We start from the raw sequence: 26,872 nt of genomic DNA on the forward strand, positions 1-26,872 counted from the left end.
TGTGACGGGCGGTGTGTACAAGGCCCGGGAACGTATTCACCGCGGCGTGCTGATCCGCGATTACTAGCGATTCCGGCTTCATGCAGGCGAGTTGCAGCCTGCAATCCGAACTGAGAGAAGCTTTAAGAGATTTGCATGACCTCGCGGTCTAGCGACTCGTTGTACTTCCCATTGTAGCACGTGTGTAGCCCAGGTCATAAGGGGCATGATGATTTGACGTCATCCCCACCTTCCTCCGGTTTGTCACCGGCAGTCTCGCTAGAGTGCCCAACTAAATGATGGCAACTAACAATAAGGGTTGCGCTCGTTGCGGGACTTAACCCAACATCTCACGACACGAGCTGACGACAACCATGCACCACCTGTCACTTTGTCCCCGAAGGGAAAGCTCTATCTCTAGAGTGGTCAAAGGATGTCAAGACCTGGTAAGGTTCTTCGCGTTGCTTCGAATTAAACCACATGCTCCACCGCTTGTGCGGGCCCCCGTCAATTCCTTTGAGTTTCAACCTTGCGGTCGTACTCCCCAGGCGGAGTGCTTAATGCGTTTGCTGCAGCACTGAAGGGCGGAAACCCTCCAACACTTAGCACTCATCGTTTACGGCGTGGACTACCAGGGTATCTAATCCTGTTTGCTCCCCACGCTTTCGAGCCTCAGCGTCAGTTACAGACCAGAGAGCCGCCTTCGCCACTGGTGTTCCTCCATATATCTACGCATTTCACCGCTACACATGGAATTCCACTCTCCTCTTCTGCACTCAAGTCTCCCAGTTTCCAATGACCCTCCCCGGTTGAGCCGGGGGCTTTCACATCAGACTTAAGAAACCGCCTGCGCTCGCTTTACGCCCAATAAATCCGGACAACGCTTGCCACCTACGTATTACCGCGGCTGCTGGCACGTAGTTAGCCGTGGCTTTCTGGTTAGATACCGTCAGGGGACGTTCAGTTACTAACGTCCTTGTTCTTCTCTAACAACAGAGTTTTACGATCCGAAAACCTTCTTCACTCACGCGGCGTTGCTCGGTCAGACTTTCGTCCATTGCCGAAGATTCCCTACTGCTGCCTCCCGTAGGAGTCTGGGCCGTGTCTCAGTCCCAGTGTGGCCGATCACCCTCTCAGGTCGGCTATGCATCGTGGCCTTGGTGAGCCGTTACCTCACCAACTAGCTAATGCACCGCGGGTCCATCCATCAGCGACACCCGAAAGCGCCTTTCACTCTTATGCCATGCGGCATAAACTGTTATGCGGTATTAGCACCTGTTTCCAAGTGTTATCCCCCTCTGATGGGTAGGTTACCCACGTGTTACTCACCCGTCCGCCACTCCTCTTTCCAATTGAGTGCAAGCACTCGGGAGGAAAGAAGCGTTCGACTTGCATGTATTAGGCACGCCGCCAGCGTTCGTCCTGAGCCAGGATCAAACTCTCATAATAAAAGTTAGAACAATCTTGCGATTGTTAAGCTCAATTTGTTTGCTAGCATATTGCTTGCTTGTTAAAAATGTTTGTTGTCTTGAATTGAATCAAGACGCCCTACACATTTGGTTCGTCTATTCTTTGTTCAGTTTTCAAAGGTCTACGTTACCTCGCAGCAACTTTTATATCATAACAAACTTTCGTTTGAATGTCAAGAACTTTTTTAAAAAAGTTTTTTAAGTTGTTTTGCTCGGTTGTTGTTGTCTGTTGTGACAACTTCTATATCTTATCATCTCGTTTGTTATTTGTCAACAACTTTTTTGTTGTTTTTTCAAACTTTTTTCGAGAGATTTGAAATCAAGAATTGTTATTTAATTATTGATTTCTGAATCGCTCAGATGTGTGACTCGCCTTGCGACATGTAATAATATACCAAGATTTCAAGCATTGGTCAATCATTATTTTCACTTTTTTTAAACTTTTTTTCAATACCGATTATTATGATTGGTATAGGTATTTTCGTTCGTTTTTTACCCCCTTTCATCCTTTTTTGGCTATAGTTTATTAACTTTTAGCAAAATCTTCTAAATTTATCGTAATATATCAAGGATTTTGTCCTTTTTAGCAATTATTTGTTAAAATATGGAAAAGAGATTTTTTATATATGGAGGAAATGAACGCTTATGAAAATTTTAGTTGCAGATGATGATAAAGAAATTGTAGAACTATTGAGTATTTATATTCATAATGAAGGATACGAAGTCGTGAAAGCTTATGATGGAAAAGAAGCATTATCCAAATTGCACACAACACCAGATATCGATTTATTAATCTTGGACATTATGATGCCAATCATGGATGGAATGGAAGTAGTAAAAGAACTTCGAAAAGAATCGCAAATTCCAATTATTATGTTAACAGCAAAAACAACCGATATGGATAAAATCAAAGGCTTAGTTGCTGGTGCAGACGATTATGTCACCAAGCCTTTTAATCCTTTAGAAGTAATGGCTCGGGTAAAGTCTATTTTACGTAGAAGCCAAATGCAATTAACCAAAGAAGAACCCGATGAATTAGAAGTCGGCCCATTAATGATTAATAAGGACTCTCACGAAGTCAAAACAATAGAAGGAAAAGAAATTCAATTAACCGCTCTTGAGTTTGGTATCCTCTATCTATTAGCTAGTCATCCAAATCGTGTGTTTAGTGCGGATGAAATTTTTGAGCGTGTGTGGCAACAAGAAAGTATTGTTTCTGCTAAAACCGTGATGGTTCACGTCAGTCATTTAAGAGATAAAATTGAAGAAGCAACTGGTGGAGAAAAAGTCATTCAAACAGTGTGGGGAGTTGGATATAAGATCGATGCTCGTTAAACCTAAAAAGATTGAAAAACAAAAACGAATTACCTTAACTTCTAAAGAAATCAGCGAGTTATTAGCAGAAGCAATTGTGACAATTGTTTTATTACTACTATTAAATGTCTCAATTATGTTCCTTTTAGGACAACTACTTAGTGAAAACTCGCCCTTAGCTGGTGTCATCTGGGCCACTAAGGATGCGGTCGCTAAAGAATTAAATACTGATTTGTTTTGGAGCTGGAATAAATTTGTCTTACCCATTTTCTTTTTAGTAGATGCAGCTGTTCTCTATTGGCGCTTAATTCGTCGCTACCATCAAATGCAATTGCGTCATATTATCAGTGAGTTACATTACATCGCTGATGGTAATTACAATCACCGCATTCCGTTTGAATTAAGTGGTGATTTAGCAAAAGTCGTGACGAGTATTAACGGTCTGGTGGATAGTACTGTCGCAGCCATTGAAGATGAACGGCGAATTGAAAAATCAAAAGATGAATTAATTACGAATGTCAGTCATGATATTCGGACACCGTTAACTTCTATTATTGGTTATCTGGGATTGATTGAAGATCGTCAATTTCATAGCCAAGAAGATTTACTGAAATATACGCATACCGCTTACGTCAAAGCGAAACAAATGAAATTATTAGTTGATGATCTTTTTGAATATACAAAAGTCCGTCAACCAAGTGTACCGATTCATACGACGACTTTTGATATGGCACAATTAATTGAACAGCTTGCTGCCGATTTTGAATTGGAAGCGAAAAAGATTAATATGCAAATCCAAGTAAAAGCCAATCCAGCTTCTTTAATGATGGAAGGCGATACGGAAAAATTAGTCCGAGTCTTTAACAACCTTCTTTCAAACGCTTTGAAATATGGCAAAGGTGGCCATCATATTGTGATGGAAGTAGACAAAGTCGGCACCGAAGCAATTATCGCTGTTCGCAATGATGGACCAGCTATTCCTAAACATTCTTTAGATCAGTTGTTTGACCGCTTCTATCGTGTCGAAGAATCCCGATCACAAGAAACGGGGGGTACTGGTTTAGGTCTGGCTATTGCACAAAGTATTGTTGCTTTACATGGTGGATATATTTATGCGAAGTCTGATCAAAAGTGGACTTCCTTTATTATTCATCTACCCTTACAGCGTACCAACAAGAAATCAGAGAGTTAATTGACATCCCTGAACTTTTTCGGTATTCTATAGAAAAGAGAAAACTAAGAGAAAAAGTATTTATGGCACTGAATTCCAGAGAGTTTGCGGGGGTGCGAGCAAACATTCATCTATAAAGAAGTCCGTCTCTTCCAGGTGTCCAGCGAAATAAGTTGGAACGGTCTGCAGCCGTTATCTGCAAATCAAGGGCAGTAACATTACTGAACTTGGGTGGTACCGCGAGATTTCCAGTCATTTCGTCCCAAGAATATTTATTTTTGGGGTGAGATGGCTTTTTTGTTGTTTTCTACAACAGTTATTATTGATTATGTACTAATTTTAAGGAGGAAAAAATATGTTAGATGTAAAAATGATGCGTCAAAATTTTGACGAAGTAAAAGCAAAGCTACAAACACGTGGCGTGAAAGAAGAAATCTTAGTGGAATTTCTGCGTTTAGATGAAAGTCGCCGTGATTTATTAGTCAAAGTCGAAGAAATGAAAAAATACCGGAATGATGTGTCTGCTGAAATTGCTCAATTAAAACGAAACAAAGAAGATGCAACGGCCAAAATCGCGGAAATGAAAGAAGTCGGCGGCAATATTAAAGCGTTAGATGCAGAAATTAACGCTATTGACGAAGAGCTACGTGGGATCACAACTACTTTACCGAACTTGCCAGATGATTCTGTGCCTGTTGGTGCTGGTGAAGAAGAAAATGTAGAAGTACGTCGTTGGAGTGAACCAAGAACTTTTGCTTTTGAACCAAAACCACACTGGGAAGTCGCTGAAAACTTAGGCATTCTAGATTTTGAACGTGGTGCCAAAGTAGCTGGTAGCCGTTTTGTTTATTACAAAGGCTTAGGTGCTCGCTTAGAACGTGCGTTATACAACTTCATGTTAGATTTACATGTTTATGAACATGGCTATACAGAAATGATTACGCCTTATATCGTTAATGACACCGCCATGTTCGGGACTGGCCAATTTCCTAAATTTAAAGAAGATGTCTTCCAATTACAAGATACGGATTTAACGTTAATCCCAACGGCGGAAGTTCCTTTAACTAATTACTACAACAATGAAATTTTAGATGGCAAGGATTTACCGATTTACTTTACGGCCTTGAGCCCTTCTTTCCGTTCTGAAGCTGGTAGCGCTGGTCGTGACACACGTGGGTTAATTCGTTTACACCAATTTAATAAAGTCGAAATGGTTAAATTTAGTGATGCAGAGCATTCTTATGAGGAATTAGAAAAAATGACGAATAATGCCGAAGAAATTCTACAAAAACTAGGATTACCTTACCGTGTCATGGCTCTTTCAACAGGTGACATGGGCTTCTCAGCTGCGAAAACTTATGACTTGGAAGTTTGGATTCCTGCTCAAGAGACATACCGTGAAATCAGTTCATGCTCAAACTGTGAAGATTTCCAAGCGCGCCGTGCGATGATTCGTTACCGTGATGAAAATGATAAAGTCCAATATACGCATACACTCAATGGTTCTGGTTTAGCCGTGGGACGGACAGTTGCTGCTATTTTAGAAAACTACCAAAACGAAGATGGCTCTGTGACTGTACCAGAAGTCCTAGTTCCTTACATGGGTAACCTAACAGTTATTAAATAAAGGGAAGATGAAGGTCGTTGTCTGATATCAGATAACGGCTTTTATTCTATAGGAAAAGGAGCCTGATAAACGGCGGAAACAGAAGCAACTCCTTCATTCTACAGAAAAAGAGGCAGACGTCGAAATGACGTCTGCCTCTTTTAAATTTCAAAAAAATCAGTTTTTATTTTATTGAACAGAATAGTTTGGTGCTTCTTTTGTGATTTGAACGTCATGTGGATGTGATTCTTTCAATCCGTTACCGCTCATTTGAACAAATTGTGCTTCTTCACGCAACGCTTTCAGGTCTGCTGCACCGACGTAACCCATCCCTGATTTCAAGCCACCGATTAATTGGAAGACAATATCAGAAACGCTTCCTTTGTAAGCGACACGTCCTTCGATTCCTTCTGGCACTAATTTGTTTGCTTCATTGACACTTCCTTGGAAGTAACGATCACTTGATCCTTTTTCCATTGCACCCAATGAGCCCATGCCACGGTAAGTTTTGAAACGACGACCTTGATAAATTTCAAATTCGCCTGGAGATTCATCTGTACCTGCTAACATACTTCCTAGCATTACAGCATGTCCACCAGCAGCTAAGGCTTTCACGATATCACCAGAATATTTAATACCGCCATCAGCGATAATTGCTTTACCATATTCTCTAGCTACAGAAGCAGCATCATAAATCGCTGTTAATTGAGGAACACCAACACCAGCAACGACACGTGTTGTACAAATTGAACCAGGTCCAATACCAACTTTGACAACGTCAACGCCGACATCATACAATGCTTTGGTTGCTTCAGCAGTGGCAACATTACCAGCAATTAATGTTGCTTCAGGGAACGTTTCACGAATTTCTTTAATTTTGCGAATAACGCCGGCACTATGGCCATGTGCAGTATCGATAACAATCGCATCGGCACCTGCTTCTAATAATGCTTCCGCACGTTCGAACGTATCACTAGTGACACCGACTGCTGCCGCCACAAGTAAACGACCGTGTTCGTCTTTGGCAGCATTTGGGAATTCAATCACTTTTTCAATATCTTTAATTGTAATTAAGCCACTTAAGCGACCTGCTTCATCAACGATTGGTAATTTTTCGATTTTATGTTTTTGTAAGATTTTTTCTGCATCTTTTAAAGATGTGCCAACTGGCGCAGTGACTAAATGATCTTTTGTCATGACTTCTTCAATTTTGATTTGGTAGTCCGTTACAAAACGCATATCACGGTTTGTAATAATTCCGACTAATTTACGGTTTTCCATTGTTTCTACAATTGGCACACCGCTAATACGGTAACGACTCATTAATTCTTCTGCATCCGCTACTAAGTTTGTTGGTGTTAGAAAGAATGGATCAATGATAACGCCGCTTTCAGAACGTTTGACTTTACGTACTTCGTCTGCTTGTTGGGCGACAGTCATATTTTTATGTACGACACCTAGTCCACCTTGACGAGCCATCGCAATTGCCATATTACTATCTGTAACAGTATCCATACTGGCACTCATCAATGGAATATTTAACTTGATATTTTTAGCTAATTGTACACTCATGTCTACATCATTTGGTAAGACATGGCTTTCTGCAGGGATTAATAGCACATCATCAAATGTAAGACCTTTTTTCGCAAATTTTGTTTCCCAATTTGACATTTTTTTGTCCACTCCTCAACTTAATTTTATATATGAAAATAACAGATAATACTAAGGAAGTCAACTAGATTTGTTTAAATAATCAATGAGGAATAAAGGACAAAATGCCGAAATCGGTTTGTCCTCTATTCAACTCTTCCTAATTAAGGTCCTACTTTCATCGTTGTTCTTTTATCTTGTGTTTCTTTTTTTGTTGTAAAAATCGGCTAAATCCAAAACCACCGACAGAAAGCAAGGTAATCATTGTCCCTATTTTTTGCACTTTTGTTCTTTGGTAACGGATGTCGACATGTCCTGTACCAGATAAAGAAAGAGCGGCTAAGCCTCCTTGATTGGTTAGGCTCATTTTTTTAGCGCCCGTTTGGTTTTTCATTTGAATCGTGGCTTGATAGCCTAAGTAATAAATAAAAGGAACGGTCACCTTCGCTGATTGCTTCACCACTTGGTAGTCAAATGAAATTTTCCCATAAGGCATTCTAACATTTGTAATGGTTACTTGTTCTGCCGAATAATCAAGTTGTCGTTTTTTCTGTTTCAATAATTCCTGATAATTGATTTCATCTGGCAAATATTCATGGCCCGCACCGATATAAAAAGGCGCTGGCTGCTCATACTCAGCTTTTGTTAACAGGCGGCCTTGTTGTGACTGAATACTTTGATATTGATAAATGCCTAAATTGCTGACGGCAAGGAAAACCAACAAAGCCACGGTCCAAGATTTACGGAAAACGCCCCATTCGTCTTGTGCAATGAAAAAAGCGAGCATTACAGAAAGAATCCCTAAAAACCGCCAAGGAAACTGAATCGTATTTAAAGGCGTGTGGTTCAGCAAGTGCCAAGGAAAAAGCGTGGTAACCATCAATAAGAGTACCAGCATCAAACCAATAAACCGTTTGTTCTGAATTTTTTTGCTGGCAAGCGAAACCACTGCTACAACAAGCCCCACAAACAAAAGGGTTCCTAGATTCGCTGTTTTCGCGTGAAAAACACTGCTCTTTAAACTATTAATGAAAAGAGAAACAATAGGATAACTTCTTTCGGAAATATAAGTGAGTGGATTGGACGTAACTTTAAACACTTGATTTTTCATTTGTTCAGCAACTGGTAAAAGATAAAAGGCCAGCCAAAGCAGTGTCAGACCTGCAGCCTTCGCTAATGCCCACAGGACCTCCTTTTTAAAAAACTGCTGCCAATAAAACAGAATGTATAACCCAATCCAAATAGAAACCATTTCAATAGAAATAAAGTGAGCCAACCCAATCCCAGTCATCGCCAGCGTTAATAACGGCCAACATTTCGTGGTTCCCTTTCGTAATAAAAACAGGCTCGCTAAAACCAACGGAAAAAAACTTAGCGCCAAAAATTCTCCTAACGCTTGGCGATTAAACAAGTCTTGCATGCGGTAAATAGATAAGCCATACAAAATGGCAAAGAGATAGCTTCTTTTTTTAGAGAGCGCCATTAATCGGCCTGCATAATAAGTAAGACTAAATGTTACCAAGTTTACCGCAAACACAAAAATCGCCATACTAGCGACAAAGGAAAGCCCCAGAACACGCAAAAGCGCAGGTAAATAAAGATACGCATCTGGATAAAACAAACTAGAAGCATAGCCATAGCCTCCCAAGAAAAAATAATTGATTTTAGGAAACCAGTCGTTGTTTTTAATTGCTAATGCGAGACCTTCCACCCGATTTTGATGAAAGCGGAAATCACTTGCTCGTAAAAAATTCTCTTGAAAATAGACAAAATAGAGAGAAAGTCCACTTAATAAGAGAAAACTAATAAAAATGAGTAGCCGCTCGTGTTGACGGCACCAAGACTTCACTTGTTGTCCCATAAGAGGCTCCTTTCTTTAGCAAACTTCTGAAAACAGAAGCCTGGGACACTAGTTTTTTCGACTAATCCCCCAGGCTTTAACTGTTAAAACGCTCTATTGAGAGAGCGACTTTGCTTGTTGCAGTTTCTGCGTCAGCCGAGCGCATTCACAATTGAGCGCGCGCCGTTTATTGACGTGTCATGAAACTACCTTGAATATTGTATTTTTTCTTGAAGAAATAGCGTGCTACAAAGGCTAACGCACCGATTACTAAAGCAATCATCGGATCTAAAATGGGATTGATCACTGGTGGCAGCATCGCTGAACCAGCGAAAACTGCAATCCACAAGAACATCCCACCAAATAGAATGGCGGTCGTTTTTAACCAACCAGGACGTTTGCTTTTGTCGCCACCTTGACGATCAAAACGGTAAACATATTTGTGCATTAGATAGAAAACATAACCCCCAGCCATCGCACCTAAGATATATGTGGTTAATCCGAGAGGTTGTGCGGTTCCTTTTGAAAATAGAGACATCGCCGCTAACATGATTGTTAATAAACCAAGTAATAGTAAGGTATTGTCGAGCCAAATCATCCAGCCCGCTGGTTCTTTGACTTCTGCTGGTTTATTTAAAATTGATTCCGTCCGTTCTGAAACAGTGCCGAATAACTGACGGGCTGTTTTGCCTGTTTTTTGACCGGCTACTAATTCTGGTAAAATACCGTGTAGAGCCAATGCTAGTTCTTCTTCAGATAAATTAGCCGCTTTTAATGATTTTTTTAAGTCAAAAATGTATTGTTCATTTCTTTTAGTCAAATTCTGTTCTAATTGACGATTCTCAGCCACGATTGCTCGTAATGCTTCTGCTTCCATAGTTGTATCCTCCTCACCCTCATGTAGAGGGAACCTCTTTCTAAACGGCTGAATGGCCTTAAATATGTGGGCTTACCCCAAAACAAATTGCTTGTTGGGCACATTTTTTTTAAACGTTAAAACGGAACAACATAACATCGCCATCTTGAACGACGTAGTCTTTTCCTTCTAAACGAACACGGCCCGCTTCTTTGGCAGCTTGCATATTGCCATATTTATCTAGGTCTTCATAAGAAACTGTTTCCGCACGAATGAAGCCTCGTTCAAAGTCACTGTGGATAATCCCAGCTGCTTGAGGTGCCTTGATTCCCTTACGGAACGTCCACGCACGAACTTCTTGTTCACCAGCTGTAAAGTAGGTAGCTAAGCCTAACAAATCGTACGCCGCACGAATCAATTGATCTAAGCCAGATTGTTCAATGCCCATTGCTTCTAAAAATTCAGCCTTGTCTTCTTCAGAATCCAATTCAGCAATTTCTTCTTCTGCTCGCGCACTAACTACGATTACTTCCGCATTTTCACTGGTTGCAAAATTACGAACTTGTTGTACATACTCATTGTTGTCTGGATCCGCCACTTCATCTTCTGAAACATTTGCTACATAAAGGACCGGCTTTGTGGTTAATAAGAAAAGAGATTTAACAATTTTCTCTTCTTCTGGCGTAAATTCAATCGTACGAGCAGATAAACCTTCTTCTAAAACTGGTTTAATTTTGTCTAAAACAGCTAATTCTTCCACCGCTTCTTTATCTTTTGCTTTCGCCATTTTAGCCACGCGAGTATAGCGCTTATTGATTGAATCTAAATCTGCTAAAATTAGCTCTAAATTAATTGTATCAATGTCTGCTAAAGGATCAACGAAATCCGCATCTCGATTTTGTTCACGCATGATATTTTCGTCATCAAAACAACGAACCACGTGACAGATTGCATCTACTTGACGAATGTGACTTAAAAACTGATTTCCCAGCCCTTCTCCTTTGCTGGCACCTTTAACAATTCCGGCGATGTCTGTAAATTCAAACGTTGTGGGAACTGTTTTTTTCGGTTTTACTAGTTCTGTCAAGCGTTGTAAACGGGCATCTGGTACTTCAACCATGCCGACGTTCGGATCAATCGTTGCAAAGGGATAATTTGCAGCTTCTGCTCCTGCTTTTGTAATTGCGTTAAATAGGGTCGATTTACCAACGTTTGGTAAGCCGACAATTCCAGCTGTTAGTGCCATTTGTTTTCCACTCTTTCTCTCAGTCTATTCTCTTTTCTATTAGAGGCATCAAAGCATTAGTCTGCTTTTTTCTCGATTACTTTTTTTAATTTTTTAGTAAAATCACGACGCGGCATCATGACAATATGCCCGCAATTCGTGCACTTGATTTTGATATCAGCGCCCATGCGAATGATTTGCCAACGATTTGCTTGGCAAGCATGCGGCTTTTTCATTTCGACAATATCGCCTAAATCATACATGTTCCAAGCCTTCTTTCTTCTCTTACTTATATAAAAATACCATGATTACAATACCATTTTTTACCGAAACTAGCAAAAGGATTTGTGACTTTCTGTCTTACTTTCTCACTTTGCTTTTTATTCCTCGTCAAAATGAATATCTAAAATATCTAAAATTCTAGCCAAATCCGAAGAGGACAAGTACTCAATTTCAATTTTTCCTTTGCCTTCTTTTTCTTGAATTGCTACAGTTGTCCCAAATTTATCCATTAGACGGTCTTCACTTTCACGAATATAAATGGGTTTTTCTTTGATGGCTTTTTTCGCTTTTTTGCCCTTTTTGCCTTGTGTTTCGTTTAATTCAGCGACAAGTTGTTCTAATTGTCGAACCGTTAAATTGTCTTTAATACAACGATTAGCTAATGGCAATAGCTGTTCTTTGTTCTTCAAGCCTAATAACGTCCGTGCTTGACCCATTGACATGCTTTGTTTTTGAACCATTGCTTTGACCGCATCTGGTAAGGTTAGCAACCGTAAATAATTGGCAATATACGGGCGACTTTTGCCCAAACGTTCTGCGACTTCCGCTTGTGTTAATTTCAAATTTTTCATTAACATTTCATAGGCTTCTGCTTCTTCTAGCGGATTTAAATCTTCCCTTTGTAAGTTTTCCAAAACAGCAACTTGCATCATGGATTCTTCATCAAATTCGCGAATAATTGCGGGAATTTTTTCTTTGCCGGCTAATTTAGAAGCCCGGAACCGACGCTCACCTGCAATAATTTCATAGCCTTTAACTGCCGATTTACGGACAATAATCGGTTGAAACACACCGGAATGTAGAATCGAGTTTGCAAGTTCTTGTAAAGAGGTTTCATCAAATGTTTTCCGCGGTTGGTAAGGATTGGGACGAAGTTCGTTTAATAGAATTTCTGTCACTTGTTCGTTCTTAACGTCGACATCTTCTAGCTTTGCGATATCTTGAAACAAGGCATCGATGCCTCTGCCTAAACCTTTGCCTTTATTCATTCTCCAACACTTCCTTTGCTAGTGCTTGATACACTTCGGCACCTTTTGAGCGAATATCATAGTCAATGATTGGTAAACCATGACTTGGTGCTTCGGATAAACGGACATTTCTTGGAATAATCGTGTCATAGACTTTTTCACGGAAATATTTACGGACTTCTTCAACGACTTCGGCACCTAAATTGGTCCGAGCATCGTACATGGTTAACAAGACCCCTTCAATTTTCAATTCAGGGTTAAAATGTTTTTGAACCAAGCGAATCGTATTTAGCAATTGACTCAAGCCTTCTAATGCGTAATATTCACATTGAACAGGAATTAGAATCGAATCACTTGCTGTAAAAGCATTGATTGTTAAATGCCCTAGAGAAGGCGGGCAATCAATTAAAACGAAATCATACATGTCTCTTACTTCATCAATTGCTAATTTCAAGCGCGATTCTCGAGCCATCATTGAAGTTAACTCAATTTCAGCGCCTGCTAATTGAATAGTTGCAGGGACAATATCTAAATTTTCACGGCTGGTATGTTGAACCACGCTAGTGATTGGTTCTTCATTTACAAGGACATCATACACATCGTGTGCGACATCTGGTTTAGGGACACCCATGCCACTGGTAGCATTTCCTTGTGCATCAATGTCGATCAGTAAGACTTTTTTGCCTAAGTTTGCTAAACATGCGCCTAAATTTACAGTGGTCGTTGTTTTACCAACGCCGCCTTTTTGGTTCGCTACAGAAATAATTCGTGTCATGTGTGTGCCTCCATCTTATTTAATCGGTTGTTTATTTGGTAATCCAGGTTTTCTGGGATATTTTTTAGGGGTTTCTTTTTTCTTTTGAATCACGACAATGTGGCGTTCGTCTGCCGTAATCGGCAAAGTAAAACCAACTTCTTTTTGAAATTGACCGCCTAATGTAGCGATTGCAGGTTTTGCTTCATTAATTTCTTCTTCACTTTTCGATGCTTTTAAGGCTAAAAAATAGCCTTCTTTTTTAACTAAGGGTAAACACAGTTCACTTAAAACATTTAATCGTGCAACTGCTCGCGCTGTAACGTAATCAAACGCGCCACGAAATTCTGCTTTTTGACCAAATGTTTCTGCACGATCATGATACAAAGAAACATTAGCCAAACCTAGTTGATTCACCAACTCTGTTAGGAAAGTAATTCGTTTATTTAAAGAGTCAACAATTGTGACATTTAATGAAGGAAAAACAATTTTCAAAGGAATACTTGGAAATCCTGCGCCTGCGCCAACATCACAAATGGCTTTGTCACTGGCAAAGTCTTCAAAGAATGCCAACGAAACAGAATCATAGAAATGTTTCAAATAAACTTCTTTTTCTTCTGTAATGGCTGTTAAATTCATTTTTTCATTCCATTCTACTAGTAAATGGAAATATTGGTCAAATTGTGTCATCTGTTGGTCTGTCAATTCAATGCCTTTTGCGGCTAATAGTTGTCTAAATTCTTCGGGTAGCATAAAGACTCCTTCCTTTTTTGTGAAACAGAAAAATGTTTCACAATCATCTTTTCCTACTTTAACGCAAATAGCAATTTCTTGCAATGCTTTTCGGAAGATTTTTGCCTGAATGATAAAAGAAAAATCCGCCTTTTTATGTGGTAAAAAGTCTCTAGCCACGGGCCAAAATGTTCAATTGGCGGCAACGAAAACCGCCTTTCTCTAAGAGTAAAACAAGCCAATGTTTCATGTGAAACATTGGCTTGTTTTACTTACTATAATCATCGCACTTTATTTGTCGTTCTCTGCGGTAGTCGTATTCTTGGATACGGGGACTTAACCAACCTTTTTTGGCTGTTTTTCGTAATTGATGATCAAATCTCCCTGGTGGTGAACTATCTAGTAATTCATGGGTACGATTATTCCGATTTGCATAATTAAACGATTCACCATTCAAGACTTTTTCCTGGTATTCATTGTTTTTGGCCGCTTGATAATAAGCTGGATTACTAATTAATCTGCCTCGCCAGTCTTCAACTAACACATCCCACTGGGTTACAAAGGTCCCTTCTTCATTCAAAATAAACTCACTGTGAAAATTAGGCGTCAATCGTTTCTTATTAATTAAAGAATAGCATGCCCCCTCAGGGTATTTGTTGTGCAAACGAGCAGAGCTTTTTTTCAGCTTCCGCCCGCCCATCCCTTGCGGCTTAGCCGCAAAAACATAGCGTTTTAATGCCTGTTCATCGGTGTCCCCTTCTTGTTTAAAAAAATCGCGGATATACGTGATATTTTGACGATCAATATACATTCTTAATTGATGTATCTTTTTCGCTTTCTCTTGGTTAAAGCTCCCAAGAAGACCTAACGGATAGGCTTTTTGAACTGTTTTTGCCAACAAATGCCAAAACGTCGCATGCGGTGCAATCGTCTTCGAGAAACGATAAGGTCCTACTAATTGCAACATGCCATGCTGATCCAACACTGCACCTAATTGCCATAACAGTAACGAGAGCTTTTCTTGCGGACGATAAGCCGAAAAGCGAAATAATCGCTCATACGCTGAAGAGCCCACTTCTTCCACTTCAGAAAACAGTTCCGCGACTGCTGTTTTCGCTTGCTCAAGTGGCAAGAAACGCGTGTCTTTTATGGCGCTTTCCACTAATCCATAAACAGCTTGGCGGTCCCAGCCAGCGTCAATCGCCGCCTCTACACCAGCGCTCATTGCTTGTTGTAATTCTTGCCAACGTCCCATCTTCTCGCCGCCTTTTTCTATATACTTCTTCTATAATGATAATCCTTTCCCCACAAAATGCCAACTGCTTTAACGCAAAAAAACAACCCGCCCTTTGGGGAAGGGCGGGCGGAGGAGTTAAAAAATGAAAAAGTGTTTTGTTAGGGTTTTGTTTATCGGGTATATTTAAATAATAGCCGTTAAATGTGAAGAAACTATGGTAAAAATGCGCCTTCTTTTCAACAAAATTTTGAAAAAGTCTCTTCAGAAATTAAGATTTTTTTGCGAAGTTGCCCACTGGCTACTCCCATTCAGCATATTATATATTTAATATCCATAAAATCACAAAAGAAATATACACAATAATGAATATTTATTCAACGGTTAATAAAACAACCAAAAAAGCGAGTGATTTACACTCGCTTTTTCAACTAAATTAAATGATTTTCTCTTAAAATATCACCAATATACGTATCCTCAAATTTCTTCACAAAGTGTTCAACCATTTTGCGTTCCACGAACGGCATATCCATTTCTGTTAATTTTTTCTTGTCAGATAAATAATAAACAGAGTTTGCTAAGACACGCAAGTCGTATGCAGAAGCAAACACTTCTGGTACTCCGCGTTCAACCTCTAGCAATTGATAAACAGCTTCCATCGCTGTCCGTACAGAATACTCTGTTGTAAACACCGTATCTCGTTCAGTATCTGCGAAGTTCCCAATGAAAGCAAGATTTTTAGAGCCGTTTGGTACAACTAATGGTCGATCGCCTGGTTCTCTTAACATAAAGTAAGAAGTGATAAACGGCATATACACCGGAATAGTGGTAGCCGATTCTTCTGAAATACGTTCAATTTCCCCTTCTGGGACCCCTAAATGATAAAGTAACTCTTGCGTAATTTCTCGGCCTGTACATTGTTCGATTGGTTTTTTGATATAATTTCCTGGTTTATTAGAAAGCAATCCATATACCCAAGTTATAGATTGTTGATCATTTTGTTCTTTAAAATGCGGTTGTCTATGCATAGCGAAACTCATCATCCAATTAGAGTCTTTGATAGTAATAATACCACCTGTGACAATTTTTCCTGTGCGTAATTTACGATGTGTTAACCGAGAAAGATACGGTTCAATATCGAAATTTTCCCACGTAATCGTTGCTGAGACAAACCAACTTTCATCTGGTAAATTTTCACAGAAAACTTCTGGGTGTCCAAATTCTGGGGATTGTTTTGCTAAGTTTTTCCAGAGATTCCAACTTCCCCCTAGTTCATGAGTAATTGGTGCTGGTGTATGATGATCTCCTTGCGTCGAACTTTCAGTAATTGAGCCATTCGTTACGAAGACTAAATCATTTTCAGTTAAAGGAATTTCTTTGGTTTTGCCCGCTTGTGTCAACAATAATCGCCGAGCAACTTTAGTAGCTCCTTTGATGTCGACTTGGATATCATTGATTGTTGTTTCATATTGAAAGTCTACCCCTTGATTGGTTAAAAAGCTTAGTAATGGTTTCACTAACGATTCGTATTGATTGTATTTGGTAAACTTCAAGGCTGTAAAGTCAGGCAAACCTTTGATGTGGTGGATAAAGCGCATGATGTAACGGCGCATTTCAATGGCAGAGTGCCATTTTTCAAAAGCAAACATTGAACACCAATAGATCCAAAAGTTGGATTCAAAAAATTCTTCGCCGAAAACATCTTCAATTTTTTTGCCAATTAATTGATCTTCAGAAGTCATAAATAAATCAACGATTTCTTTTTGTGCTTTTTTGGATAAAGTAAATTGTCCATCATCTGGGACACGTTCGCCACGGTTATGAATAATGCGGCAATTGGAAGAATTCGGATCATCTAAATCTAACCGGTAAAACTCATCTAGGACAGAGGCATCTTCTACTTCTAATGATGGTACCGAACGAAATAGATCCCACAAACACTCGAAATGGTTTTCCATTTCGCGTCCGCCGCGAGTGACAAAGCCATCATGGGGAATAAATTTACCATCTAAAGAACCGCCAGACAGCGTAAGTTCTTCAAAAATGTGAATATTTTCGCCCTTCATTTGACCGTCACGAATTAAGAAAACAGCCGTTGCTAAACCTGCTAGGCCACCACCAACGATGTAGGCACTCTTGTCATCTACACCTTTTGGTTTTCTTGGTCGAGCAAATGCTTCATAATTTCCATTTGTGTATCTCATTCTCGTTTCCTCCTATCATTTGATACCCTCATCATACTGCTACCAAAAAAAATACCCAAAAGATAACCCTTTTTTTTAAGAAATTCTTTGACAAATAAAGGAAATTGTCTAATTTTTGAGCAAGTGAATAATCGTAGATGTTTCATGTGAAACAAAAAAAGAACGAGAAGAAAAATGGCCGCTTTTTCTTCTCGTTCTTTTTATGTTAATTCTTTTACCGTTTCTACTCCAAAAACAGCAACCCAATCTTCCTGAAAATCAGTTACTGCTTTTTGAATGGCGGGCATTGCCAAGCCTTGTGTCACGAGTTCTGGTGCGATAGTGACCGCTTGCGCCCCCATTTGACAGGCTTGATTAACTTGTGCCACGTTTTTAAAACTAGCAGCTAAGATCTTACTCTTTGCGTTCGTCCGTTTAATTTCTGCAGCTAAATGCTCAATAACCTTTTGAGAATCAATTGTTAAATTCTCCATCCTATTATAATACGGCGCTAAATAATCTGCACCTGCCGCAATCGCTAGATAACCTTGAAATTCTGTATAAATAGCGGTTGCTGTTATCCGATAATTTGCCTGCTTAAGTTGTTTGATGGCTGCCAAGCCTGCTTCATTGACTGGGATTTTAATGAATGTTTCTTGGCCTAATTGTTGTACAATGGTTTGGGCATCTTCTAGCATCTCTTCTGTCGTTTGACCGACCACTTGGACGTGCAAACTCGCTTGTCCAATCGTTTTTTTGATTTCTTTCATCTGCGCAAAGAAGTCAATTTTTCCTGCTTGCTTAACAATACTGGGATTAGACGTTACGCCTGCCAGTGGTAAAATTTTCTGATACTTTCGAATAGCCTCAAGATTAATTGTATCTAGCATAAATTCCATCTTTTACGTTCCTCCCTTAAACGATAATTATAGAATAGTGATTGTTGTACCAACAGTTATTTCAGGAATAGCTTTTTCTTCAACATATAATGTACCTGGTAATTCAGGTGTTGTTGCGCCATCAAATTTAATAGTAATGTGACCCAATGTGTCTAAATTAGTTAATACTACCTCGCCTACAGCGGTAATCTGGTAAGTTTGTTCATCAATCACTAACGTTTGCTTGTCCGTAATCGCTTCTGTGACTGGCTGAACCTCAATGTTATAACAATAATCTGCTAAAGCATCTGGTGCATCTTTTCCAAATAAGATGACCATTTTTTCTTCTTTAAATAATTCGGCTTCTGGTCCAATAGACTGAACCTTTGTTGTAAATACTGACATTTCCCATCCTCCAAAAAAAATTTTTAACTATACAATCCAAAACTTGCTAACCAAGCAACTAGTACTCGAGGGGCACCATTTAAGAAACGAGAATATAAAACAGAAGGGACCCCGACTTCAACGGTTTCAGCTTCAGCTTCTTCCAAGCCTAAGCCCACGGGAATAAAGTCGCACGCGTTTTGTGTATTAATAGCAAACAATGCTGGTAAAGCTAGTTGTGGCGGAATGTTGCCTTTCCCAATTTCCACACCAATTAACGTACCAATTACTTGGCTGATTACTGCTCCAGGACCTAATAAAGGAGAAAGAAACGGCAGAGAACAAATAAAACCAATAATTGTTAACCCCACAATGTTTCCTGCCAATGGCGCCATGATATTGGCAAAAAATTCACCAATTCCTGAACCTTGAATCACACCAATTAATAAAGAAACAAATGCCATAAACGGAATCACTGTGTTGATCATCGTTTGTACGCCTTCACGGGCTGATTGGTTGAATGTCGCTACAACTTTTCCTGCACCCATACCAATTTTCGCAACAAAACTTTGTTGTTCCGCTTTTTGTTCAGTAATTTTTTTACTTGTATCATATTTAAATTCTGTTTTTTTCGAGGTGGGCTTTTCTGTATCAGCAGCAGCTTCTTCTGATGTCAATGTAATCTGTTTCGGGCCTACAGCGGAAACATAAATTGTCTCATTAATGTATTGTGCTAAGGGACCACTTTTGCCAGTTGGAACAACGTTAATAGTAGGAATTCCTTTTTTAGGATAAATTCCGCAACGAAGAGTGCCTCCACAATCAATAATGGCTAATGCGATTTCATCATCTGGAATCGATGTCTTAAAACCATTGACCGCTTCCATTCCTGTCAATTCTACGATTTTATCAACGATTGCGGGTTTCTCGCCGCCACCTGTAATGTAAATAAATTTATGTTTTTCTTCTGTCGGTGTAATCACTAAGGGCCCACCATAACCGCCATTTCCTTTAACTACCTTAATACTATTGTACGTCATCTCACCTTGCTCCTTTCTAATCCACAGCAATCTCTACTGTTTTACTAAGGGTAATTCCTTGTTGTTTGCAAACATAGGCGGTAGTGAAATCGGTAACCCAACCGCCAATAAAATTCATTAATATCCCTACAAACATATAGCGAATCGCTAGGTCCATCGAATTTAGTCCTAACGTATCAATCCCTTGCGCAATCCCTAACCAAACGAACAATTCACCAGGATTAATATGAGGGAAAACTCCATTACTGGTATGACAAAATTGCGCTTGTGCAGCATAATAGCTAGGTTTATAGTATTCTGGTAAAAATCGTGCCATCGTAAAGGACATTGGATTGCCTAACATAAAAGCGGATAAAAAAGGCAACACTAAATACCGCGTAACAGGATTTTTGGCAGAAAGTTTGGCTACTTTGGTTACTCTTTCTTCTCCTAGAAAAGCAATTAAAGTATTCATAGCTACCATTAACATCAAAACAACAGGTACGATGCCTGTCATCCAAGAAATAAATGTTTCTGCTCCTGTTTGGAAAAGGTGCATAAATCCTTCCGCAAATTTTGTAATATAAGACATTACTCGACACTTCCTTTCAATTTTGTTTGTACTTTATTTTTCCATAATTGCCATTGAATTTTGGCTCCATTAAGCGGCGTTAATGGTTGTGTTTCTTGATAATTGCCAAGCTCAACACGTAAGTAAATTTCTCGTGCATTTTCCATCGCTTGTTGGGTTAATTTATTTTCCTTTTGTACGAGTGGATGGTAATGATCCATATAATGAATATCCTCGTTCACGTACTGAGGTAAGGGATGAAATTTAGCTAGAACAGTGACACCTTGCATCTTTCTAGCGGCTAAGATTTTCCCTTGCGAATCCACAGCAAACAAGATAATCGTGCCTGCTTTTAACTTCCCTGCACGTCGACCAATCGCGACTTTTCCTAATTGTCGCAATTCTTGGTAGTTTTGATTAAAGTGTTTAATCTGTTTCATTCCCATAGCTATCTGAACGAAGTAAGCTGTTAAAAAAAGCGCCCCGAATACGTAGATAAAACTCATATGATAATCCCCTTCCTTTGCATCCACTCTTTAACCGCTAAAACATCTCGTTGCTTCCGTAACTCATTACGTAAACGTTCGTCTCCTGCGATTGTAAACAAGCGGTCATATAGTTGTAGTAACTCTGCTTCAACAGTGGCAGTCAGCTCTTCTGGAATACCCAACAGCAAAATAACATCAACTTTACCTTCTGGTGTAACCAGTGATTCTTCAAAAACCCCAATCGATAAAATAATCGTTGATAAGGCTTGGTTAATTGTATGGGGAAAGGCAATCCCCGATTCAAAAATAGTTGTTTGTTGATCTTCTCTAGTAAAAATTCGTTCGATAAATTGGGGATCTACTAATTTTTCTGCTTCTAAATCAGCAATCATTTTCTGGATATTCGCTCGGTAACCTTGAGTATTCTCTAATAATTGATAGGTCATATGAATATTTTGAGATTCCACGGAACGAATTTCTTTTGCTCTCTGCCACTCATTTCTGAGCCAAGTATCGTTAAATAAATTAGTTAAATGGATCATCGGTGTTTGTGGTCGAATATTTTTTAAGGGAATGGTTGTAAAAATAGCAAAATATTGATTCAATTCTCTTCTCTCTGCCTCTTCTTCAGAGAAATGGGCAATCTGGACGTCTGGACCCAAAACTTTTTCCAATTGCCGCTGAATGATCAAGGCCGTTCCATGACCTGTACTGCAGATTACAGCGATTTCTTTTTTGGCTCCCGCTTCATAGTTCCCTCTCAATGCTAGTTCAAAATACAAAGCGAGATACCCAAATTCAACCGTCGGCACACAACGATTCAACAAACGGCCCAATTCTTGCAAGCCAATCTTGGCTAATTCATAGGCCAAAGGATATTGTCGTTCAATTTCTCCATAAAATAAATCGTGACATTCCACATGAAAAACGAGTCGATTCATCACGTTTCTTAAATGATCTTTCATTTCTGAAAACAAGAAGTCCTCATCAAATTCAACAACAACTGAATGATGAATTTTTTTCATCATTTTTTGAAAATAGTCAGCTAAGAGTCCTTCATCAGTCAATAAAGAGTTACGAATATGGTTTGTGTTGATGTTAAAAGGAAAGCTGATAAAGGAACGTTCCCATTGGCTTAACGTTACATTATAGGTTATTTCCAAGTGATACATCAGTTCTTCAATCTGCTCGTTATGACGAACATAATCAACATATTCTGGTGGTAGTTCCGTAATGAGTTTTCCAGCTAAAACACGCTGCAAAACAATTGAAACCACTCTTCGTAAAAGAAAACTATCTTGTTTCGCTAGTCTTGTTTCTTTGATTATTTTTTGTATCATTTGTTTGGTAGTTTCATGAAGAAACTGTTCTTCAAAATATTCTTGGACGTAATTCACATGAAGCAAGCGTAAATCAAACTCTTTTCCTTCTAAATGAATGCCACGGTTTGGCGTACCTACAACCGCAACCTGCCAAGGAGCAATCAGCTCTTTCATGCGCTTAATGTCTTTATTAACTGTGCCGCGACTAACGGCGAGTTCTTCGGATAAATCATAAGTTGAAATAAATTGATCTTCTTCTATTAATCGTTTGATAATGTAGGAAACACGCTTGCTTGAAGAATTAAAATCAGATTCCCTTTTTAGCCGTCCAGACAAAACCTCTTCAAAACCTTCAAAGTTATTGATTTCTAACTGAAAGAGATTTTCCTTCTGAATAATTTGGGCGATACCGATTAATTCATCATTCAATGTATCAATGTTTTTACGAACTGTTTGAGGACTTGCGGCTAATTTCTCTTGCAATTCCTGTAAGCTCATTCCTTTGTGATCAACTAGTAATTTTATTACTTGGTACCATCTATTTACTAGCGTCATTTAGTTTTCCCACCTCTATCCTCTTGTTTTACCTCCAGCTACGTTTGTGGTGATGCCTGTAATATAGCTTGAACGGTCTGATAAATAATAGCATACTAAGTCAGCGACTTCATGGAGTTTTCCGCTACGACCTAATGGAATCGTACTTGTTTTTGAATAACCTGCTCGCAATTGCTCCACAGAAATGTTTCGTGTATAAGCCAATGCTTCTTCGTATGCTAAAGTGCGCAAACCAGTTTCTTCCATAATGCCTGGCGCAATCCCCACGACACGGACGTTTGATTTTCCTAACTCTTTAGCCCATGAACGTGTATAACTGCTGACCGCTGCTTTCGTTGCAGCGTAGGCGCTTTGCCCTTCGGAGCCTTCTAATCCAGCTTCTGAAGACATATTAATAATGACACCTGCTTGTTTTTGTACAAGAATCCGGCCCACTGCTTGGCTCATTAGGTAGAGCCCTTTTTGATTGATGGCTACAATTTTGTCGAATACCTCATCCGATAATTCATAAGGCCCATGAGGATGATTTTTATCCACCAATAGACGAGGAATATTGATTCCGGCATTATTTACTAGGCCATCTACGGTTCCAAATTTTTCCACCACTTGAGCGACACCCGCTTCTACTTCTGCTCGAGAAGTTACATCGACTTTCACAAAGAGTAAATGCTCATGTTGCATTTCTGGTGCTGAAATATCAAAATTAGCGACATAGACCTCTTGCGCTAACAAGCTTTCAACAATGCTGCGACCAATACCAGATGAGCCTCCTGTAACAATCACTACTTTTCCTTTAATTCCTAACCAATCTGTCATTTGTTCCACTCCTATCATTTGTTTGCGCTTTCAGTATAGGTCAGTTTGTGAAATTATTTAAGACAGTCTTTTTTTGCAGTTTAGAAAAAAAAGTAGACTAATTCAAAACAAAAAAGCAGTTGCTTCTTCACAATCAATCATCCGTGAAGAAGCAACTGCTTCAAATTTTTATTATCCTTGCACTTTCGCGATTTTTCCTTGTTCGATGTAGACCATCAAAATGCTAATGTCAGCGGGGTTCACACCGCTGATACGGCTTGCTTGGGCAATCGTTTCTGGTTGGATTTTTTGTAGTTTTTGTTTTGCTTCTGTCGCCAAGCCGTTAATCGCTTGGTAATCGATGTTTTCTGGAATGCGTTTTGCTTCCATGCGTTTTAGTTTCTCAACTTTTTCCATGGCTTTTTTAATGTAGCCTTCGTACTTGATTTGAATTTCTACTTGTTCAATCACTTTTGGATCGAGCGCCTCTTCAGGTGCGGGAATAAATTGAGCGACTTCTTGATAACTGATTTCTGGGCGTTTCAGAAAATCTCTAGCTAAAATACCATCTTTTAAGCCAGCAGCGCCTTTGGTTTCCAAAAATGCTTGCACTTCTTTGGTTGGTTTAATCCGATGTTTGCCTAAGCGGGCAATTTCCGCTTCAACAGCCGCTTTTTTGACTAGATAGGCGGCATATTGTTCTTCTTTGACTAAGCCAATTTCATGACCCATTTCTGTTAAACGTAAGTCCGCATTGTCATGTCGTAAAATCAAACGATACTCCGCACGTGACGTTAATAAACGATAAGGTTCGTTAGTGCCTTTTGTAACTAAATCGTCAATCATGACGCCAATATAGCCATCACTACGTTTTAAAACAAGAGGCTCTTTGCCTTGAATTTTCAATGCAGCATTAATTCCTGCCATCAAGCCTTGACCAGCAGCTTCTTCGTAGCCACTAGTTCCGTTCGTTTGACCTGCTGTATAAAGATTTTCAATGACCTTTGTTTCTAATGTTGGGCGTAATTGGTGAGGGACTACCACATCGTATTCAATGGCGTAACCTGTACGCATCATTTCTACTTTTTCTAATCCTTCAATAGAATGAAGCATTTCTGTTTGGACATCTTCTGGTAAAGAAGTAGATAAGCCTTGGACGTAAACTTCTTCGGTATTCAACCCTTCTGGTTCCAAGAACAATTGGTGTCTTGGTTTGTCTGCAAAACGAACAATTTTGTCCTCGATGGATGGGCAATACCGAGCGCCCACACCTTCAACAATCCCAGTAAACATTGGGGCGCGGTGTAGATTTTTTTGAATAATTTCATGCGTTGTTTCATTCGTATAAGTTAACCAACAAGGTTCTTGGTTTTGATTGTAGGCACTATCTGGCGTGCTGTAACTAAAGTGGTTGGGTTCTTTATCGCCTGGTTGTTCCTCTGTCACAGAATAATCAATCGTACTTGATTTTACTCGTGGCGGCGTTCCTGTTTTAAAGCGATCGATTTCTAAACCTAATTCTTTTAAATGATTGGCTAAACCAACGGAAGGTTGCGAATTGTTTGGTCCTGATGAATATTTTAATTCACCAATAATAATTTCGCCACGCAAGGCAGTACCGGCAGTAATCACCACTGCTTGACTACGGTATGCGGCACCTGTTGAAGTTACAACACCACGACAAACGCCATCTTCCACGATTAATTCTTCAACAATCCCTTGACGAAGGGTTAAATTTTCTTCTTTTTCAATGGTATGTTTCATTTCTGTCGCATAGGCATGTTTGTCAGCTTGCGCGCGCAACGCACGCACTGCTGGACCTTTACCAGTATTTAGCATCCGCATTTGGATGTAGGTTTTATCAATGTTTTTACCCATTTCGCCGCCTAATGCATCGATTTCTCGGACAACGACTCCTTTGGCAGGTCCACCAACAGAAGGGTTACATGGCATAAAAGCAACCATATCTAAATTAATCGTTAAAAGTAACGTTTTAACGCCCATTCGTGCGGCTGCTAAGGCTGCTTCAGAGCCAGCATGTCCAGCACCGACGACAATAACATCATATGATTCTGCTTGATATTGATTCATAAAAAATTCCTCTCTTGTCTTATTTTCCTAAACAAAATTGACTAAATAACTGTGTAATTAATTCATCTTGGACACTATCGCCGACGATTTCCCCTAAATAATCCCAACAACGGGTCATATCAATTTGAACTAAATCGACTGGCATACCTGCTTCGATGCCGTTAATCACTTCTTGTAACGAAAGCGCTGCTTGATCCAGCAAAGCAATATGACGTGTATTAGAAATATAGGTAGCATCTTTTTCGCCTGTTTGGCCGCCAAAGAAAAGATCAGCAATTTTCGCTTCTAACTGGTCTAAGCCTGTGTTTGACAACACCGAAACGGATAAAATTTCTTCTGCAGGGACTAATTCTTGTAATTCGTTAGGATCTAGTTTTGTCGGTAAGTCCATTTTATTTAAAAGAATAACGCGTTTTAAGCCTTTCGTTGCTTCCAACAGTTGACGATCTTCCTCTGTCAATTCTTCGCTTTGATTTAAGACTAACAAAATTAAATCCGAATCTGCTAACGCTTTGCGGCTGCGTTCGACACCAATTCGTTCCACAATGTCTTCTGTTTCGCGAATCCCCGCTGTATCAATTAATTTTAAAGGAACGCCGCGAACGTTAACGTATTCTTCAATGACATCACGTGTCGTTCCAGCAATATCTGTAACGATAGCTTTTTCTTCTCGTAACAGATGGTTTAACAAACTGGATTTCCCGACATTTGGTCGGCCAATAATTGCTGTACTTAGACCTTCTCGCAAAATTTTTCCTTGTTTAGCGGTCGTTAATAATTGTTGAATCTGCGCTTTCACAAATTCGGCTTTTTCTAAAAGTAATTTCGTGGTTAATTCTTCGACATCATCATACTCTGGATAATCAATATTAACTTCTACTTGCGCTAAAGTATTTAAAATTTCTTGTCTTAATGAACGAATTAACGCCGACAAGTTACCATCCAATTGGTTCAATGCAACATTCATCGCTTTATCCGTTTTAGCACGGATTAAGTCCATCACTGCTTCTGCTTGTGAAAGATCCATTCGGCCATTTAGAAAAGCACGTTTTGTAAATTCCCCAGGTTCGGCCATTCGTGCGCCTTCACGTAACAGTAATTGCAATAATTGGTTCACCACGACAATGCCGCCATGACAGTTAATTTCTACCACGTCTTCTCGTGTAAATGTTTTCGGTGCCCGCATCACAGAAAGCATGACTTCATCAATCAATTGATCGTTTTGCGGATCAACAATATGACCATAATGAATCGTGTGCGTGGGGACTTTAGCTAAATCTTTAGTGCCTGACCGATAAACTTTGTTTGCAATAGCAACTGCTTGCTCGCCACTTAAACGAACAATACTAATCGCACCTTCACCTGGCGGCGTAGAAATCGCCGCAATTGTATCAAATTCCATTGTAGCTGATTGCATAATTAGCTTCCTTTCTTCATAACAACAAAAAAAGCGCCCACTCCTCCTGCATTAAAAAATTCAGGTTGGATTTAGCACTTTCACTGCTT

General features: G+C 39.5%; 22 protein-coding genes, 1 rRNA gene and 1 other annotated feature (1 of these 24 cut by a window edge). Of the genes, 3 read left to right on the forward strand and 20 right to left on the reverse strand.

Annotation, left to right across the window (positions count from 1 at the left end):
- Window positions 1–1,428, reverse strand: a 16S ribosomal RNA gene (locus IGJ90_RS13680) (it extends 133 nt beyond the left edge of the window).
- 665 nt (window positions 1,429–2,093) lie between these two features.
- Here IGJ90_RS13680 and IGJ90_RS13685 point away from each other — a divergent pair.
- The 3 genes from IGJ90_RS13685 (at window position 2,094) to serS (ending at window position 5,560) form a co-directional block, all read left to right on the forward strand.
- Window positions 2,094–2,783, forward strand: a complete 690-nt coding sequence (locus tag IGJ90_RS13685) for a response regulator transcription factor (RefSeq protein ID WP_002355963.1) — start codon at window positions 2,094–2,096, stop codon at window positions 2,781–2,783.
- Window positions 2,773–3,954, forward strand: coding sequence for a sensor histidine kinase (locus IGJ90_RS13690; protein WP_002363566.1), 1,182 nt, complete (start codon window positions 2,773–2,775; stop codon window positions 3,952–3,954). The genes IGJ90_RS13685 and IGJ90_RS13690 overlap by 11 nt, the downstream gene beginning before the upstream one ends.
- 40 nt (window positions 3,955–3,994) lie before the next feature.
- Window positions 3,995–4,201 (forward strand) — a binding site (T-box leader).
- Between the two features lie 87 nt (window positions 4,202–4,288).
- The gene (gene serS / locus IGJ90_RS13695) at window positions 4,289–5,560 is read left to right on the forward strand and encodes a serine--tRNA ligase (protein WP_002367525.1); all 1,272 of its coding nucleotides are present in this window, start codon (window positions 4,289–4,291) and stop codon (window positions 5,558–5,560) included.
- 168 nt (window positions 5,561–5,728) lie between these two features.
- Here serS and guaB read toward each other — a convergent pair whose 3' ends face one another.
- The 19 genes from guaB to mnmE all read right to left on the reverse strand — a co-directional run bounded on the left by guaB (window position 5,729) and on the right by mnmE (window position 26,783).
- A complete protein-coding gene (gene guaB / locus IGJ90_RS13700) occupies window positions 5,729–7,210 on the reverse strand; it encodes an IMP dehydrogenase (protein ID WP_002355966.1) in 1,482 nt (493 codons plus the stop codon).
- A gap of 157 nt (window positions 7,211–7,367) precedes the next feature.
- Window positions 7,368–9,050 (reverse strand): 6-pyruvoyl-tetrahydropterin synthase-related protein, encoded by a 1,683-nt coding sequence (locus tag IGJ90_RS13705; RefSeq protein WP_002367526.1) that lies wholly within the window; start codon window positions 9,048–9,050, stop codon window positions 7,368–7,370.
- A gap of 166 nt (window positions 9,051–9,216) precedes the next feature.
- Entirely contained in the window at window positions 9,217–9,906 is a 690-nt protein-coding gene (locus tag IGJ90_RS13710) for a DUF1129 domain-containing protein (RefSeq protein WP_002367527.1), read from the reverse strand.
- A 109-nt stretch (window positions 9,907–10,015) separates the two neighbouring features.
- The gene (gene ychF / locus IGJ90_RS13715; protein ID WP_002355971.1) at window positions 10,016–11,131 is read right to left on the reverse strand and encodes a redox-regulated ATPase YchF; all 1,116 of its coding nucleotides are present in this window, start codon (window positions 11,129–11,131) and stop codon (window positions 10,016–10,018) included.
- Window positions 11,132–11,187: 56 nt separating this feature from the next.
- The gene (locus IGJ90_RS13720; RefSeq protein ID WP_002355974.1) at window positions 11,188–11,373 is read right to left on the reverse strand and encodes a DUF951 domain-containing protein; all 186 of its coding nucleotides are present in this window, start codon (window positions 11,371–11,373) and stop codon (window positions 11,188–11,190) included.
- Window positions 11,374–11,490: 117 nt separating this feature from the next.
- The gene (locus tag IGJ90_RS13725) at window positions 11,491–12,381 is read right to left on the reverse strand and encodes a ParB/RepB/Spo0J family partition protein (RefSeq protein WP_002355975.1); all 891 of its coding nucleotides are present in this window, start codon (window positions 12,379–12,381) and stop codon (window positions 11,491–11,493) included.
- Window positions 12,374–13,135 carry a ParA family protein gene (locus tag IGJ90_RS13730; protein WP_002355976.1) on the reverse strand — a complete coding sequence of 254 codons (762 nt, stop codon included), beginning with the start codon at window positions 13,133–13,135 and terminating at the stop codon, window positions 12,374–12,376. Before IGJ90_RS13730 ends, IGJ90_RS13725 begins: the two co-directional genes overlap by 8 nt.
- Before the next feature lie 15 nt (window positions 13,136–13,150).
- The gene (gene rsmG, locus IGJ90_RS13735) at window positions 13,151–13,867 is read right to left on the reverse strand and encodes a 16S rRNA (guanine(527)-N(7))-methyltransferase RsmG (RefSeq protein ID WP_002355977.1); all 717 of its coding nucleotides are present in this window, start codon (window positions 13,865–13,867) and stop codon (window positions 13,151–13,153) included.
- A gap of 247 nt (window positions 13,868–14,114) precedes the next feature.
- On the reverse strand, window positions 14,115–15,101 hold the full coding sequence (locus IGJ90_RS13740) for a DUF3114 domain-containing protein (protein WP_438768290.1): 987 nt from the start codon (window positions 15,099–15,101) through the stop codon (window positions 14,115–14,117).
- A gap of 410 nt (window positions 15,102–15,511) precedes the next feature.
- Window positions 15,512–17,284: an oleate hydratase gene (locus IGJ90_RS13745; protein WP_002367530.1), complete on the reverse strand. Its 1,773-nt coding sequence runs from the start codon at window positions 17,282–17,284 to the stop codon at window positions 15,512–15,514.
- Between the two features lie 200 nt (window positions 17,285–17,484).
- Window positions 17,485–18,162, reverse strand: a complete 678-nt coding sequence (locus tag IGJ90_RS13750; protein WP_002367532.1) for a fructose-6-phosphate aldolase — start codon at window positions 18,160–18,162, stop codon at window positions 17,485–17,487.
- Between the two features lie 27 nt (window positions 18,163–18,189).
- Window positions 18,190–18,546: a PTS glucitol/sorbitol transporter subunit IIA gene (locus IGJ90_RS13755; RefSeq protein WP_002355981.1), complete on the reverse strand. Its 357-nt coding sequence runs from the start codon at window positions 18,544–18,546 to the stop codon at window positions 18,190–18,192.
- Between the two features lie 23 nt (window positions 18,547–18,569).
- On the reverse strand, window positions 18,570–19,565 hold the full coding sequence (gene srlE, locus IGJ90_RS13760; RefSeq protein ID WP_002355982.1) for a PTS glucitol/sorbitol transporter subunit IIB: 996 nt from the start codon (window positions 19,563–19,565) through the stop codon (window positions 18,570–18,572).
- A gap of 16 nt (window positions 19,566–19,581) precedes the next feature.
- A complete protein-coding gene (srlA, locus tag IGJ90_RS13765) occupies window positions 19,582–20,136 on the reverse strand; it encodes a PTS glucitol/sorbitol transporter subunit IIC (protein ID WP_002355983.1) in 555 nt (184 codons plus the stop codon).
- On the reverse strand, window positions 20,136–20,621 hold the full coding sequence (locus IGJ90_RS13770) for a transcriptional regulator GutM (protein ID WP_002355985.1): 486 nt from the start codon (window positions 20,619–20,621) through the stop codon (window positions 20,136–20,138). Before IGJ90_RS13770 ends, srlA begins: the two co-directional genes overlap by 1 nt.
- Window positions 20,618–22,480, reverse strand: a complete 1,863-nt coding sequence (locus tag IGJ90_RS13775) for a BglG family transcription antiterminator (protein ID WP_002383537.1) — start codon at window positions 22,478–22,480, stop codon at window positions 20,618–20,620. Before IGJ90_RS13775 ends, IGJ90_RS13770 begins: the two co-directional genes overlap by 4 nt.
- Window positions 22,481–22,495: 15 nt before the next feature.
- Window positions 22,496–23,296, reverse strand: coding sequence for an SDR family oxidoreductase (locus tag IGJ90_RS13780; protein WP_002364609.1), 801 nt, complete (start codon window positions 23,294–23,296; stop codon window positions 22,496–22,498).
- 171 nt (window positions 23,297–23,467) lie between these two features.
- A complete protein-coding gene (gene mnmG / locus IGJ90_RS13785) occupies window positions 23,468–25,366 on the reverse strand; it encodes a tRNA uridine-5-carboxymethylaminomethyl(34) synthesis enzyme MnmG (RefSeq protein ID WP_002355988.1) in 1,899 nt (632 codons plus the stop codon).
- Between the two features lie 19 nt (window positions 25,367–25,385).
- Window positions 25,386–26,783, reverse strand: coding sequence for a tRNA uridine-5-carboxymethylaminomethyl(34) synthesis GTPase MnmE (mnmE, locus tag IGJ90_RS13790; protein ID WP_002355989.1), 1,398 nt, complete (start codon window positions 26,781–26,783; stop codon window positions 25,386–25,388).
- Between the last annotated feature and the right edge of the window lie 89 nt (window positions 26,784–26,872).

Source organism: Enterococcus sp. AZ129 (assembly GCF_051714505.1).
GTDB lineage: Bacteria > Bacillota > Bacilli > Lactobacillales > Enterococcaceae > Enterococcus > Enterococcus faecalis.